This window comes from Kitasatospora sp. NBC_01539, assembly GCF_045040525.1.
Classification (GTDB): Bacteria; Actinomycetota; Actinomycetes; order Streptomycetales; family Streptomycetaceae; genus Kitasatospora.
The window spans coordinates 2,340,439-2,355,253 of the sequence record NZ_CP109390.1; the positions used below are offsets into that span (position 1 = coordinate 2,340,439).

A 14,815-nucleotide genomic window follows, 5' to 3' on the forward strand; every position below is an offset into this window, starting at 1 on the left:
TCGTTGCCCGCTCAGCCTGCGGGGCCGCGCTTGGAGACCACTTGGCGCCCGGCCGCGGCCCCGCCGTCCGGGAGCCCGTCCGGGAGGCCCTCCGGGAGGCCGGCCAGGGCGGCGCGCGCCTCGGCCTCCCAGTGCGGGGCCTCCCAGCGGCGGGCCGTCGCGGCGGCGCCGGCGAAGTGCCGGGCGGCCTCCCCGGTGCGGCCGAGCAGTCGGGCGAGCTCGCCGAGCGCGAGGTCGACCGGGCGCAGCGCGATCGAGGTCGAGGCGGTGCCGGCCACCGTACCGCGCAGCGGCAGGAGTTCGGCGATCAGGGCGGCGGCCTCGGCGCGCTCCTCCAGGGCGACGACGGCCAGTGCGCGCACGGTGAGGAAGAAGGAGCGGTAGTAGTCGGGCTGGACGGGCGTCCGTGCGGCGCGTACGGCGCGCGCCTCCTCGGTGCGGCCGCGCGCGGCCAGTGCGAGCGCCTCCGCGTCCGCGACGAGCGGGCCGTGCACGGCGCCGAGGGCGCGGATCCGGGCGAGCTGCCCGCCGATCCTGCCCTCCTGGAGGGCCAGGGTGATCTCGGTGAGCGCGCCGAAGCTCTCGGCGTGCACGGAGCCGCGGGCGCGCAGGCCGGCGACGGCCCGCCCGTAGAGCTCGGCGGCCAGGTCGGTGCGGCCGGCGGTGATCGCGAGCATGCCCCGGTGGCAGAGGCCGACGTCCTGGAGCTCGCGCAGCGCGTAGCGTTCGGCGAGGTCGGCGGCCTCGGCGAGGTGGCCCCGCAGCGCGGGCAGGTCGCCGCGGACGGCGGCGCCGGTGGCCTGCAGCTGCTCGGCCTGCCAGCGGTAGGCGGGCAGGTCGTGGCCGCGGGCGAGCGCGGCGAGTTCGCGGGCGATCCCGGCGCGGGCGGGGGCGGCGAGTTCGAGGTCGCAGATGCGGGCGCTCGCCGCGAGGGCCAGCGCCAGCAGGCGCGGGTCTCCCTCGGCGCGGGCGAGGGCGACGGCCTCCGCGGCGGCGGCGACGCCGACCGGCTCGCCGGAGCAGTTGCACTCCAGGGTGAGGGCGTCGAGCAGTCGGCAGCGGGTGGCCGGGGTGAGCCCGGGGCGGGCGAGCAGCCGCTGCAGGGTCTCGACGGCCTGCACGTCGAACGTGCCGTAGGGGTGCGTCACCCACGGGGTGGGCTCCGTCCACGCCGTCCAGGCCTCGATCAGCAGGTCCTCGCGGCCGGTCTCCTCGGCGAGGGCGACGGCCCGGCCGCGGGTGGCGGTGGCCGCGGCGATCTCGCCGGAGCGCACCTGGGCCCGGAGGAGCGCGCCGAGCAGGGCGATCCGGCGGGCGGGGCGGTCGCGCGGGCCGCCGGGGTCCTCGGGTACGCGGTCGAGGTTGTCCAGGGCCTGCCGGAGGAGGTCGGCGCAGGTCTCGTGGGCGTAGCGGCGCTCGGCGGCCTCGGCGGCGCGGACGCACGCGTCGACGGCGCGCTCGGCGGTGGCGGAGGACGCGGCGTTCGTCCAGTGGTGGGCGAGCGCGGCGAGCCGGTCAGGGCGCAGCGCGCCCAGCGCCTCGGCGTACCGGCCGTGCAGGCGGGCCCGGCGCAGGCCGCCGAGGTCGGCGTACAGGGTGTCGCGGACGAGGGCGTGCGCGAAGCGGACGGTGCCCGGCCGCTGTTCGGTGAGCAGACCGACGACGACGGCCGCCTCCAGCGCGTCGAGGAGGTCCTCCTCGGTGCCGTCGGAGGCGTGCAGCAGCAGGTCGACGTCGGCGTCCCGGCCGGCCACCGCCGCCAGCCGCAGCACCTCGACGGTGGCGGGCGGCAGCCGGTCGAAGCGCCACCTCAGCACGTCCCGGACGCCCTGGGGCACCTCCTGGGCGGCGGCGCGCGGGCCCTCGGCCGCCAGCAGCCGGGCGATCTCCCCGAGGTAGAACGGGTTGCCGCCGGTGCGTTCGGCGAGCGCGTGGACGGTCTCCGGGGCGACGCGCCTGCCGCAGACCCTGCCGATCAGCTCGCCGGCCTCGGCCGCGTCCAGGCCGCCGAGCGGGATGCGGTGCGGGGAGCGGCGGGCGAGGACGCCGAGCAGCTCGGTCAGGTCGCCCTCGCCGGGGCGGTGGGCGAGCACCAGCAGCAGGTGCCCGGCCCCCGCGGCGGCGGCGAGCTCGGCGACGAGGTCCCTGGTCTCGGGGTCGGCGGCGTGCAGGTCGTCCAGGAGGACGGCGACCCGCGACTCCCGGGACACCGCCGTGATCCAGTCGACGACGGCCCGGTGCAGCCGGAACCGGCCCGTGAGGGCGTCCCGGCGGCGGGTGGGGTCGTCGTCGTCGAGCAGCGGGGCAAGTTCGGCGGCCGTCGCGGCGTCCGGGGGCGCCTGGTGGGCGAGTTCGCGCAGTGCCTCGGTCCAGGCCCACGCGGGCGGCGCGCCCTCCGCCTCGGGGCAGCGCCCGGAGGCCACCAGCCAGCCGGCCCGGCGCAGCCGGTACCGCTCGCGGTCGAGCAGGGTGGACTTGCCCGCCCCGGCCTCCCCGCTGACGAGTACGACCGTGCGGGCGCGGTCGGCGTCGGCCGCCTCGCGCAGCAGCCGTTCCTCGGCCTGCCGGCCGACGAACGGCGCGTCCGGCGGGCCGTTGCCGCATCCGCCGGAGTCCGGGATCCGCGGCAGCGCGGGGGGCGGGGTGGGCACCGCGAGCAGGTCGGTGCGCTGCTGGAGGATCGCCGCCTCCAGCTCGGCGAGCGCGGGGCCCGGGTCCAGGCCGAGTTCGGCGGTGAGCACGGCGCGGGCGCGGCGCAGCGCGTCCAGGGCGTCGGCCTGCCGTCCGGTGCCCCACAGGGCGCGGGCCAGCAGCCGCCAGCCCTCCTCGCGCAGCGGGTGTTCCTCGGTGAGGGCCCGGGCGGCCGGCACGGCGTCCGCGCAGCGCGCCTCGGCGACGGCCAGTGCGACGGCCGACTCCCTTGCAGCGGTGCGGAGTTCACGGAGGCGGGCGATCTCGGCGGCGGCCCACGGCTCGTCGGCGAACTCGGCGTACGGATCACCCCGCCAGAGCGCGAAGGCATCCTCGAACATCCGGGCGACGGACCGGCCGGTCTCCTCCCGCGGCCGTTGCGCGTTCGGGACGAGCCCGTGCGCGTCCCGGAGCAGCCCCTCGAACTCCCACGCGTCGACGGCGGGGACGGGGAACACCGCGGCGTAGCCGGGCGCCGCGCTGACGATCCGCTCGGCGGGCTCCCGCGGGGCCCGCCCCGGTTCGAGGGTGCGGCGCAGGTTGGAGACGTACGCCTGGAGCGAGGCGGCGGCCTTGGCCGGCGGCCGTCCCCGCCACAGGTCGTCGATCAGCAGGTCGACCGGCACGACGGCGCCGCGGGCCACCAGCAGCCGGGCGAGCACGCCGCGCTGGCGCGGCCCGCCCAGTCCGGTCCCGACCCCCGTCACCTGCGCCGTGAGCGCACCCAGCACCGTTATCCGCACCATGGTGCGACGAGCCTATGCGATGCCCGGCGGCATGTTCCAAGCCGCTTCCAAGCCGCTTCCACGCCGCTTCCGAACCGGTCCCGGGCCGCGGCCCGGGACCGGCTGCCCGGGACAGCGGCGCCGCACGGCTGCTCGGTGCACGGACGGCCGGGCCTGGCGGTTCAGCCGCGCAGCAGTACGGCCGCGAGCGGCACGAAGCCGCCCTCACCGCCGCCGGTGCCGCCGTCGGTGAGGCGGCCGAGCATGGCACGGGCGATCCGCTCGCCCTGCGCCTTGGCGCGTTCGGCGACCGGCCCGGCGTACAGGCCGTCGACGGCGGCCCGCCAGAGCTGCACCCAGCGGCCGAAGTGCGCGGCGGTCAGCGGACGCCGCCGGTGCAGGCCGAGGTGCGGCGCGAAGGCGTTGCGGCGGTAGTCGCCGCTGCGCAGCAGGGCGCTCTCCCAGAAGTCGGTGATGTGCGGGAGGTGCGCCTCCAGGTCGAGCCGGGCGACCTCGGTGAAGAACGGGCCGATCGACGGGTCGGCGAACGCGGCGGCGTAGAAGCGGCGGAGCAGCGGCTCCAGGTCGGCGCGGGCGGCGATGTCGGGGTGCGGCACCGGGGCTCCTCTCCTCCGCGGGACGTGTCGCTCCAGGCTACGCGCCGGTAGTGGCCCGGGGCAGGGACCTTCGTCCCTGCAACCGCTCTCCACCTGGCAGGATGCCGGTATGACCTACATCCCCTCCGACGACCGCTACGCGTCGATGACCTACCGCAGGGCCGGCCGCAGCGGCGTGCAGCTGCCCGCCGTCTCGCTGGGCCTGTGGCACAACTTCGGCGACACCCAGCCGCTCGACGTCCAGCGCGCGGTGCTGCGCCGGGCGTTCGACCGCGGCATCACCCACTTCGACCTGGCGAACAACTACGGCCCGCCGTACGGCAGTGCCGAGCGCAACTTCGGCTACCTCTTCGCGCAGGACTTCAAGCCGTACCGCGACGAGCTGTTCATCGCCTCCAAGGCGGGCTACGACATGTGGCCGGGCCCGTACGGCGACGGCGGCTCGCGCAAGTACCTGCTGGCCAGCCTCGACCAGTCGCTGGACCGGATGGGCCTCGACTACGTCGACGTCTTCTACTCGCACCGCTACGACTCCACGACTCCGCTGGAGGAGACGATGGGGGCGCTGGACTCCGCGGTGCGGTCCGGCAAGGCGCTGTACGCGGGCATCTCCAACTACCCGGCGGAGCAGCACCGAGAGGCCGTGGAGATCCTGCGCGGCCTCGGCACGCCGGTGCTGATGAACCAGATCAGCTACTCGATCCTCAACCGCACGCCGGAGGACGGGCTGCTCGACGCGGTCGGCGAGACGCAGACCAGCCTGATCGCCTTCTCGCCGCTGGCACAGGGCCTGCTGACGGACCGTTACCTCAGCGGCGAGGTGCCCGCCGGTTCGCGGATGTCGGTCGGCCACTTCCTCAAGGAGGAGTCGCTGAGCGGGCAGAAGCTGGAGCAGCTGCGCGCGCTCAACAAGGTCGCCGAGCAGCGCGGCCAGACGCTGGCCCAGCTGGCGCTCTCGTGGGTGCTCCGGGACGAGCGGGTCGTGTCGGTGATCATCGGTGCGTCCAGCGTCGGCCAGCTCGACCAGAACATCGACGCGCTGAACGGCGGCCCGCTGACCGCCGAGGAGCTCGCCGAGATCGACCGCCTCAGCCGTTGAAGAGCAGGCACGGCCGGCCTGCGCCGCCGGCCGCGCCTCCTCCGGAGGCTGCTCCGGCGCGGTCCGCGCCGGTGAGCGGTGCACGGTGAGCGGTGCACGGTGAGCGGTGACGGCCGGGTCCGCCCTGCGGGGGCGGGCCCGGCCGTCGCACGTCCGGCCTCACGCGGGCCGCGTCAGGCGGTCGGGGCGTACTTGTAGCCGACCCGGCGCACGGTGACGATGCTGTCGCGCTGGGCCGCGCCGAGCTTGCGCCGCAGGCGCGCCACGTGGACGTCCACCGTGCGGCCGTCGCCGACGTGGCCGTAGCCCCAGACCGCGGTGACGAGGTGGTCGCGGGTGTGCACGCGGTGCGGGTGGGCGGTGAGGTGGGCGAGGAGCTCGAACTCCAGGTAGGTCAGGTCGAGCTGGACCCCGTCGACGTACGCGGTGCGCCGGTCGGTGTCGACGGCGATGCCGCGGCCGGCCTGGCGGGCCGCGGGCCGGGGCGCCTCGACGGGGGCGGCGGCGGGCCGGTCGGCGGGCACCAGCAGCAGGTAGCCGACGAGCGGGTGCCCGGCGGAGCCGCCGAGTTCGGCCCCGTACTGGGCGAGCAGGGCCTGCGGGAGGGCGACGACCGTGGCGCCCTCCGGGATCGCGCCGGCCGGCAGCCCGGCGGTCACCGGCGCGGCGGCGGACGGGACGGACTGCGGGGCCTCGGCCGGCCCGGCGAGCCGGTCCGGGGTGCGGTCCTGGGGCGGCACCGGGTGCTGCTGCGGGGCTGCGGCGGGGTACCACCGCTCACCCCCGGGCACGGCGGTGACGGAGCGTACGGCCCGCAGGTGCGGGGTGGCGGCGGTGACGGTACGGGTGGCCGTGGAGGTGGAGGACATGGTGAGCTCTCTTCGCGCGGAACGGATTCGGGTGGTCGTCTGCGCGTCGGGCCTGGTGCGGAGAGGGAACTGACGGTCCGTCAGCTCGCCGCAGGGCGGGACGCGCCGGGAGCGCGCCGACACGTCCGGTCGAAGAGGTAGGGCTGGCGGGAGGGCCAGAAGGGTTCGAGGTCGCGATGGAACGGGTCCACGAGTGGGTCTCCGGTGTGCGCAAGGGTGGAGGCTGCCGTGCTCCGCGGACGGCGGAGGGGCGTGGTGCGGGCGACGGACCGGCCTGCGAACGGGGCGCGGGCCCGGTGGGGGAACCGTCAGCGACAGCAGGCGCTGCAGACCAGCGCCTGGTCGATGTGGCGGCGCACGGTGAGCGCCGGCACGGCGGGGGTGGGCATCACGACGGAACGGAACGCGTCTGCGGTCACGGTGTCGACTCCTCCCCCTCGGGCACGGCGCCGGGACGGGCGCGACGTGCAACGGGTATGAGCCTTCCATGCCCTGACGGCCCCGGGCAAGCCCGCGGACAACGGCGTCCGCCATCCGGGACAGGAACCGACCACCATCCGGACAGCCGCCGGAACGTCCCCGGTCAGCCGTGCGCGGCGGGAGCCGCGTCGAAGCCCGCCGCGTGCTCGACCAGCCGGGCCAGCAGCTCCTTGCCGTCCTCGCGGCGCCGCGCGTCGCACAGCAGCACCGGCACCCGGGGGTCGAGGTCGAGTGCGGCACGGACGTCGTCCGGGGCGTACACCTCGGTGCCCTCGAAGCAGTTGACCGCCACGACGAACGGCAGGCCGCGCTGCTCGAAGTAGTCGACGGACGGGAAGGAGTCGGCGAGCCGCCGGGTGTCGGCCAGCACGACGGCGCCGAGCGCGCCGCTCGCGAGCTCGTCCCACAGGAACCAGAACCGGTCCTGCCCGGGCGTGCCGAAGAGGTAGAGCGCCAGCCCCGGGCGGAGGTCGATCCGCCCGAAGTCCATGGCGACGGTGGTGGTGCGCTTGCCCTCGACCCCGGCCGTGTCGTCGACCGGGCGGCCGCGCTCGCTGAGGAGTTCCTCGGTGCGCAGCGGGCGGATCTCGCTGACCGCGCCGACCAGGGTGGTCTTGCCCGCGCCGAACCCGCCGGCGACGAGGATCTTGAGGGCGACGGCGGACCACGGCGCGGAGCGGGGCCCCGCGGGGGCGTCAGAGGGCACGGAGGGCATGGATCACGTCCCGGAGCAGTTGTTCGTCGGGGCGCTGCGCGAGTGTCACCGGCTTCGTGACACTGATCAGTTCGGCCTCGTGGAGGTCGCCGAGCAGCACCCTGACGACGCTGACCGGCAGGTCGGTGTAGGAGCCGAGCTCGGCGACGCTCAGCGGTTCGTCGCGGCAGAGCGCGAGCAGGGCGTGGTGGGAGGCGTCCAGCACGGGCCCGCGATCGGACACCGGGTCCGCGTCCACCGCGCGGATGAGCGAGATGAGGTCGAACAGCCCGTCCTCGACGGGCCGGGCCGCGCGGCCGCGCGTCATCGAGAACAACCGCACGACCGGACCGGCGTCGTCGTCGAACCAGCGGTCCTCGACCGGGCCGCGCGGCGCGAACAGGTCGACGTCCGGCGCGGCCGCGCCGGGCCCGGCCTCCTGCCCGTCGTCCTGCCGTCCGTCCTCGGGGGCGCTCATCGGCTCGCTCATCTCCCCGGCGGGGCGGGCTCGGTGCGCGGCTCGGCGGCGAGGTGCTCGCCGACCCGCTTGACGAGCAGGGCCATCTCGTAGGCGATCTGGCCGACGTCGGACTCCGCGTCGCTCAGCACGGCGAGGCAGCTGCCGTCGCCCGCCGCCGTGATGAAGAGGAACGCCTCGTCGAGCTCCACCATCGTCTGGCGGACCCCGCCGACCCGGAAGTGCCGGCCGGCGCCCTTGGCGAGGCTGTGGAAGCCGGACGCGACGGCGGCGAGGTGCTCGGCGTCCTCCCGGGCCAGGCCGCTGGACACGCCGGTGGCCAGGCCGTCGCCGGAGAGGATCACCGCGTGCCTCAACGTCGCGACACGGCCCACCAGATCGTCCAGGAGCCAGTTGAGGTCTCCGGACGGCGGTGTCGTTGCGGTCATGATTCGGGTCCTTCCGCTGGGGCGGGCTGTGCGGGTGGTACGGGATGTCCTTGGCGTACGGGGTACAGCTGGGGCCGCGGTCGGGCGGCCGGCAGAGCAGGTGGGACGGGTGCAGAGGGTAGCGCCACCCGGGGCGGCACGGGAGACCGGCCCCTGGGCGTGCCGGCGCGGGGCGGCGGCGGGGGCTCGGGGAGGTCCGGCACGACGGTGAGCGACGCCGGCTGGAGGCGGTCGCCGCGGCCGCGCTGGAAGCCCCGCTGGAACGACGCGAAGGCGGCCCTCGCCTCCTCGGGCGAGCGCTCCCTGGCGCGTTCGGCGGCGGCCGCGTCGTGCTCGTCGGCGCCGTCCCGGAGCTGCGGGGCCAGGCTGGCCTGCCGGACGCGCCGGGGCAGCAGCCCGCCCGCCACCAGCGGCGCGGGGCCCTGCGGCCCGGCGGCCGGTACGGCCTCGGCGGCGGCCGGCACGGATGCGGGCGCGGGTGCGGGTGCGACGGACGGCTCCGGGCCGTCGGCGCGGCGGTGGCGGCCCGTGCCGGCCCCGTCGGGGTCGGGCACCAGGACGGGGCCGCCGGTGCGGCGGCGGGGCAGCCCGCCGGGTGTGCTGGCGGGCTCCGCCGCGGACGGCCGGGGGCCGCCGCCGACCCGGACGACACCGTGCGCGGGCCTGCCGTCGACGCCGGGCGGGGCCTCGGCGGGCCCGGCGGCGTGCCGGCCGGTCTCGGGGCGGGCTCCGGCCGTGCGGGCGGCGTCGGGGCGGGCGTCGGCCACGGGCTGGCCGGAGAACTGGTCGGCCATCACCTCGCTGGCGTCGGCGAGCAGCTCGCGCGGCACGAGCACGACGGCGGTGCTGCCGCCGTACGGCGAGGGCCGCATGTGCACCCGGATGCCGTGCCGGCGGGCGAGCCGGCTGACGACGAACAGGCCGAGCCGGTCGGTGTCGGCGAGGTCGAACTCCTGCTCCACCGCGAGCCGCTCGTTGATCTCCTCCAGGGCGTGCTCGCTCAGGCCGAGGCCACGGTCGTCGATCTCCAGGCAGAAGCCGTGCGCGACGACCTCGCCCTGCACCGTGACCTGGCTGTGCGGCGGGGAGAACACCGTCGCGTTCTCGACGAGTTCGGCGACGAGGTGGGTGACGTCCGCGACCGCGCTGCCGAGCAGGCCGGTGCCGGGGAAGGGCCGCACGATCACCCGGGCGTAGTCCTCGACCTCGCCGACCGCGGCGCGCACCACGTCGACCATCCGGACGGGCTTGCGCCAGGCCCGGCCCGGCGAGCCGCCGGAGAGGATGATGAGGCCCTCGGAGTGGCGCCGCATGCGGGTGGTGAGGTGGTCGAGGCGGAAGAGGTCCTCCAGCTCGGACGGGTCCTCGGTGCGGCGCTCCATGGCGTCCAGCAGGGTCAGCTGGCGGTGCAGCAGCACCTGGCTGCGGCGGGCGAGGTTGACGAAGACCGCGGAGACGCCGCGCCGCAGCTCGGCCTGCTCGACGACGGCCTCGACGGCGACGCGCTGCACGTCGTGGAAGGCCCGGCCGACCTGGCCGATCTCGGCGGCGCCGAACTCCAGCTGCGGGGCCTCCGCCTCGACGTCGACCGGGTCGCCGCGGCGCAGCCGCACCATCATGCCGGGCAGCCGGGTGCCGGAGAGTTCCTGCGCGGCGTTGCGCAGCGCGACGAGTTCGCGGACGTGCCCGCGGCCGATCCGGTACGAGATGAGCACCGACAGCACGACGGCGACGAGGCCGATGAGGCCGGCGATGCCGCCGCGCACGATCTGGTTGACGGCGTACGAGGTGGCGCGTTCGCCGATCCGGTCGGCGAGCCGGGTGTTGAGGTCGGCGAAGGAGGCGAGGGAGGGCTCGGCGGCTTCCTTCCAGGGGTCCTTGGTGCCGGCGTGCAGCGTGGCGACGCGGTCGGCGGCGCTGTCGAAGGTGGCCTCGGCGGCGTCGAGCACCATCCAGGCGTCGCTGCCGCGCAGGTCGGCGTAGTCGCGCTGGTCCTGCAGGTCGAGTTCGCCGACGTAGACGCGGAAGAGCGCCTGCTGGGCGTGCATGTTGTCGAGCGCGACCTGGATCTGCTGGGGGTAGGTGCTCCGGGAGAGCCGCAGCGCCTGCATGGCGGCGGCCTCGCGGGAGAGGTACTCGCGGGCCCGCACCAGCTCGTTGAGCAGGGTGGTCTGGCGGGGCAGCTGGCCGCTCTGCCGGCCGACGAACGACGAGCGGAAGGGGAAGACCGTCTCGACGAGTCCGCTGTAGGAGGCGAGCTGGTGGTCCCAGCTGACGGCCTCGCGGCCGGCCTGGCTGCGGATGGCGGAGAGCTGGTCGGCGGCGGTGAGGATGTCCTGGTAGCGGACCCGCTGCTGCGCGTCGAGCTTGCCTGCGGCGGCGGAGTCGGTCAGGTAGCGGAGTTCGCGCAGGCTGCTGTCGGTGGCGGCCTGGGCGTGCTGGTAGGCGTCCTTGGCGGGCTGCGAGCCGGGGTCGGCGAGCCGGAGCACGGCGGTGCGGCGCTCGTCCTGGAGGTCCTGGGTGTAGGCGTCGACCGGCCGGACGAGTTCACGGTAGGTGGTGCTGACGTCGAACTGGCTCCGGACGTCGCCGGTGGTGATGAGGGTCGCGTAGACCCACAGCCCGGTGAGGGCCACGATGGGCACCATGAGCAGCGCGATGATCTTCGCGCGGATCGAGCTGCTGCGCAGACGCATGGGGTCCTCGGTCGGGATGGAGCCAAGCGCGGACAGGGGGTGCTTGTCGGGCGGGCGCAGTGCCTCCCGGGACGGGCATGACGGCCCGGGCGGAGGGGCCGGGCCGACGGATCTGCGTGAGCCTACACCGCACTGACCACCCGTTCGAAGGGTCGCACCGATCGCCGACGGGCCCTGCCCGAATGATCCCGTATTGCTCTCGCGGCGCCCCCGCGCGGGTGTCACCGCGGGCGGCACGCGGTGCCGATCCGCGCGCCTCCGCCGCAGGCTCTGGGCAGCGGACCGGGCGATCCGGTAGCTTCCCTGCCATCCGCCCGCGCGGCCGGGGCAGACCGGCCGCCGGGGGGCACGGGGATCGGGAGCGGCGTGTGCGCGAGGTCAGCAGCCCTGCCCTGTCCGCCCCCGCCGCCGGAGGGCTGGCCGACTCGGTCTTCGACACCGCCGAGCACGACCCCGGCCTGATCCAGCTCTCGCGGCGCCGCGGCGGCGTCTGGCACCCGGTGACGGCGCTGCAGTTCCGCGACGAGGTGCTCGCCCTGGCCAAGGGCCTGCTGACGCGCGGCGTCCGCTACGGCGACCGGGTCGCCGTCATGTCGGGCACCTGTTACGAGTGGACGCTCTTCGACTACGCGCTCTGGGCGGTCGGCGCGATCCCCGTGCCGGTCTACCCGACGTCGGCGCCGGAACAGGTCCGCTGGATCCTCGCGGAGACGCAGGCGGTGGCGTGCGTGGTGGAGCACGAGGACCACGCGATGACGGTCGGCGCGGTCTGCGACGCCCTGCCGGAGCTGACCGGCATCTGGCAGCTCGACCGGGACTGCGTGGAGAGCCTGATGGAGGACGGCCGCGGCGTGCCCGACTCCCTCGTGCACCGCCAGCGCCTCGGCGTCACCGCCGACAGCGTCGCCACCGTCATCTACACCTCCGGCACCACGGGCCGCCCGAAGGGCTGCCTGCTCACCCACGGCAACTTCGCCGCCGAGGCCGACGGCCTCCTCGCCGGGTGGGGCCCGATCTTCCGCGACACCGGCGGGGTACCGCCCGCCACCCTGGTCTTCCTGCCGCTCGCCCACGTGTACGGCCGCATGGTGCAGGTCGCGGCCGTCCGCGGCGGCATCCGGATCGGCCACCACGGCGAGCTCTCCACCGACAGCCTGCTGCCCGCGATCGCCTCCTTCCGCCCGACCTTCCTGCACGCGGTGCCGTACGTCTTCGAGAAGATCTACCAGCGCGCCCGGGAGCGGGCCGAGGACGCCGGCAAGGCCGAGCTCTTCGACCAGGCCGCCGAGACCGCGGTCGCCTGGGCCGCCGCGAAGGAGCGCCGGGCGCTCGGCCACGGCTCGGGCCCGAGCCCGGCGCTGCGGGTCCGCCACACCGCGTACGACCGGCTGGTGTACCAGCGGCTGCGGGCCGTGCTCGGCGGGCGGGTGCGCAGCGTGATGTCCGGCGGGTCGACGCTGGGCCGCGAGCTCGGCCTGTTCTTCGCGGGCGCGGGCATGACCGTGTACGAGGGGTACGGCCTGACGGAGACGACCGCGGCGGTCACCGCGAACCCTCCCGGGAAGCCGAAGTTCGGCACCGTCGGCCGGCCGGTGCCGGGGGCGACGGTGGCGATCGGCGAGGACGGCGAGGTGTGGGTGCGCGGCGGCACGGTCTTCGCCGGCTACCTCAACCACCCGCGGTGCACCGAGGCCGCGCTGGTGAACGGCTGGCTCGCCACCGGCGACCTCGGGGCGCTCGACGAGGACGGCTACCTCACCATCACCGGCCGCAAGAAGGAGCTGATCGTCACCAGCAGCGGCAAGAACCTCGCCCCCGGCGCCCTGGAGGAGCGGGTGCGGGCGCACCCGCTCGTCGCCCAGTGCCTGGTGGTGGGCGACAACCGGCCGTACGTGGCGGCGCTGATCACGCTCGACCCCCTCGCCCTGACACACTGGCTCAAGGTGCGCGGCCGCGCGCAACTGGACATGTGGGCGGCACTCACCGACGCCGAACTGCACAGCGAGATCCAGCGGGCCGTCGCGGCGGCCAACACCGCGGTCTCCCGGGCGGAGTCGATCCGGGCGTTCCGGCTGCTGCCGAAGGAGTTCTCCGCGGAGGACGGCCTGCTGACGCCCTCGCTGAAGATGCGGCGCGGCGCGATCCTGGAGCACCACGCGGAGGACGTCGAGGAGCTGTACACCCCCTGACGGTCCGTCAGGCGTCGAGGGGGATCCCGGCGGCAGGGTGCCCGACGGGCGGACGGGCCGCCCGGCGGGGTCTGCCGGGCGGCCCGTCACCAGGGCACGCCGTGGGGGATGCGCCCCGGGGTGCGCGATGGGGGTGCGCCGTGGGGGCGCGCGCCGTGGGGTGCGCCGTGGGGCGCGGATCAGGCGGCGGCGCTGAACGACGGCAGGTAGCCGCCGGACTGTCCGGCCTTGTTGGGGTGGTAGCTCTCGTCGACGGGCACGGTGGTGCTGTTGAGCCACTGCGTGGCGGAGCCGCAGATCTCGTGCTCGGTGAAGGGGCTGCGCACGTCCTTGAAGGTGAAGCCGGCGTTCGCCACCTGCTTGGCGATCACCGAGTCGATGGTGTCGGCGGCCCCGTTGATCGCGGCCCGCTTGGTGTCGCCGATGCCGAAGATGCAGCTCCCGCCGATCTTGTAGAGGTGCGGGTAGCCGAGCACCACCACATGGGCGCTCGGCGCCTTGCTGCGGATGGCGTTGTAGACGGAGGTGAGCTGCCCCGGCAGGGTGTTGGTGGCGTACGACTTGGCCGCGGCGACGGCGCCGAGGCAGGAGCTCTCGGAGTTGAGCACGCACGTCTGCATGGTGCTCGCGAATCCCGCGTCGTTGCCGCCGATGGTGATGCTCACCAGGGTCGTGGTCGAACTCAGTGCGGAGATCTGGTTGTTCAGGACGTCTCCGGTCTTCGCACCGGAACACGCCACGAAGGAGAACGAGGTGGGGGCGTTGGCATTCTTCCAGAGGATCGGATAGGCGTTGTTGCTGCGCTTGCAGCTGCCGCTGTCGCTGGTGTAACTGCCGGCGCCCACACCGGCGGAGTACGAGTCGCCGAGGGCGACGTACCGGGCTCCGGCGGCCGACGCCTGGGTGGCGGTGACGAGGGTGGACAGCGAGAGCGCGAGGGTCGTGGCGGCAACGGCCAGGATTCTGACGCGAGGCATGGGGGGACCTCCGGGTGGGGGGTGAAAGCGGTCCGGGAGGTGGGGTGACCCGGATCACACTTTGTTGATACCAGGCAGTAGCCTGAGTGGATAGTGCCCATGCCAAAGTTGTTGACGGAATGACAGGTACGGCACCGTCAGGCCTCCCGGGTGCCACCCGGAGGTCACGGACGGGCCACCTGCGAACGACGGGGACGGGCCGTCGGCGGGCGCCGGGGACGACGGGGCGTCAGCCCGCCGGCCAGAGCGTGCAGCCCGCCCGCGGGAGCTCCTCGATCGTCTCGTCCGCCGCGGCGGGCACCCCCAGGTGCCGTACGGCCGCGGCCACCGCCGCCCGGGCCTGCCGCAGGCCCGGCGCACCCCAGCCGAGCAGTTCCACCGCGAGCCCCGGCGCGACCAGCAGCCGCCGGTAGTGCCGGCCCGACGCGGGGTCCGGGCGGGACTCCCCCACCTGCTGCAGCGCCGCCGCCATCCGCACCCGGGCGCACTCGTGCCCGCCGTTCGCGGAGCCCACGCGGTCGTAGAGGTACCCCAGGTAGTACGGGCGGCCGATCAGCGCCTGCGCCTCCTCGTCCGCCTCCCGGGCCAGCGCCGCGCCCGGGTCGCCAGCGTCCTCCGGCTCCAGCGAGCCGCCGGGCAGGCTGACGACCCCGTCCCTGGGGTTCACCAGGGTCAGCACGCGGCCGTCCGGTGCGAACAGCCACCCCCACGACTGCTTCACCGGCAGCCCGGCCGGCACCGCGTCGCCCGGCAGCCACGGCCACCCGGCGCTGGGCCGCCGCCGTACGAGCCCGAGCAGCTCGGCGATCTCCGCGCTGTACTCGATGCGGTTCACGCGTCCCCTCCGGTCCCGGGCCGACCGGCGCGCCGGG

Annotated in this window: 11 protein-coding genes; 2 read left to right on the forward strand and 9 right to left on the reverse strand. The window is 75.6% G+C overall.

Annotated features, from left to right (window positions below; all coding sequences use genetic code 11):
* Window positions 1-11 precede the first annotated feature (11 nt).
* A complete protein-coding gene (locus OG335_RS10040) occupies window positions 12-3,437 on the reverse strand; it encodes a BTAD domain-containing putative transcriptional regulator (RefSeq protein ID WP_405010709.1) in 3,426 nt (1,141 codons plus the stop codon).
* A 161-nt stretch (window positions 3,438-3,598) separates the two neighbouring features.
* The gene (locus OG335_RS10045) at window positions 3,599-4,033 is read right to left on the reverse strand and encodes a group III truncated hemoglobin (RefSeq protein ID WP_405010710.1); all 435 of its coding nucleotides are present in this window, start codon (window positions 4,031-4,033) and stop codon (window positions 3,599-3,601) included.
* A 109-nt stretch (window positions 4,034-4,142) separates the two neighbouring features.
* On the opposite strand from OG335_RS10045, the gene OG335_RS10050 reads away from it, so the two are divergent.
* Window positions 4,143-5,132, forward strand: coding sequence for an aldo/keto reductase (locus tag OG335_RS10050; RefSeq protein WP_405010711.1), 990 nt, complete (start codon window positions 4,143-4,145; stop codon window positions 5,130-5,132).
* Window positions 5,133-5,305: 173 nt separating this feature from the next.
* Here the strand turns inward: OG335_RS10050 and OG335_RS10055 are convergent, their stop codons facing one another.
* From OG335_RS10055 to OG335_RS10075, 5 genes are all read right to left on the reverse strand, one after another.
* Window positions 5,306-6,001, reverse strand: a complete 696-nt coding sequence (locus tag OG335_RS10055; protein WP_405010712.1) for a winged helix-turn-helix domain-containing protein — start codon at window positions 5,999-6,001, stop codon at window positions 5,306-5,308.
* A gap of 583 nt (window positions 6,002-6,584) precedes the next feature.
* The gene (locus OG335_RS10060; RefSeq protein ID WP_405010713.1) at window positions 6,585-7,196 is read right to left on the reverse strand and encodes a GTP-binding protein; all 612 of its coding nucleotides are present in this window, start codon (window positions 7,194-7,196) and stop codon (window positions 6,585-6,587) included.
* The gene (locus OG335_RS10065) at window positions 7,177-7,653 is read right to left on the reverse strand and encodes a DUF742 domain-containing protein (RefSeq protein ID WP_405010714.1); all 477 of its coding nucleotides are present in this window, start codon (window positions 7,651-7,653) and stop codon (window positions 7,177-7,179) included. Before OG335_RS10065 ends, OG335_RS10060 begins: the two co-directional genes overlap by 20 nt.
* Window positions 7,654-7,661: 8 nt before the next feature.
* Window positions 7,662-8,081, reverse strand: a complete 420-nt coding sequence (locus OG335_RS10070) for a roadblock/LC7 domain-containing protein (RefSeq protein ID WP_405010715.1) — start codon at window positions 8,079-8,081, stop codon at window positions 7,662-7,664.
* Complete coding sequence (locus OG335_RS10075; protein ID WP_405010716.1) at window positions 8,078-10,777, reverse strand: nitrate- and nitrite sensing domain-containing protein; 2,700 nt, start codon at window positions 10,775-10,777, stop codon at window positions 8,078-8,080. Before OG335_RS10075 ends, OG335_RS10070 begins: the two co-directional genes overlap by 4 nt.
* Before the next feature lie 368 nt (window positions 10,778-11,145).
* Here OG335_RS10075 and OG335_RS10080 point away from each other — a divergent pair, with 368 nt between their 5' ends.
* The gene (locus OG335_RS10080) at window positions 11,146-12,966 is read left to right on the forward strand and encodes an AMP-dependent synthetase/ligase (RefSeq protein ID WP_405010717.1); all 1,821 of its coding nucleotides are present in this window, start codon (window positions 11,146-11,148) and stop codon (window positions 12,964-12,966) included.
* Between the two features lie 179 nt (window positions 12,967-13,145).
* Here the strand turns inward: OG335_RS10080 and OG335_RS10085 are convergent, their stop codons facing one another.
* Both OG335_RS10085 and OG335_RS10090 read right to left on the reverse strand, forming a co-directional pair.
* Window positions 13,146-13,943: an SGNH/GDSL hydrolase family protein gene (locus tag OG335_RS10085; protein WP_405010718.1), complete on the reverse strand. Its 798-nt coding sequence runs from the start codon at window positions 13,941-13,943 to the stop codon at window positions 13,146-13,148.
* A 229-nt stretch (window positions 13,944-14,172) separates the two neighbouring features.
* Entirely contained in the window at window positions 14,173-14,778 is a 606-nt protein-coding gene (locus tag OG335_RS10090) for a hypothetical protein (RefSeq protein ID WP_405010719.1), read from the reverse strand.
* Window positions 14,779-14,815: the final 37 nt, after the last annotated feature.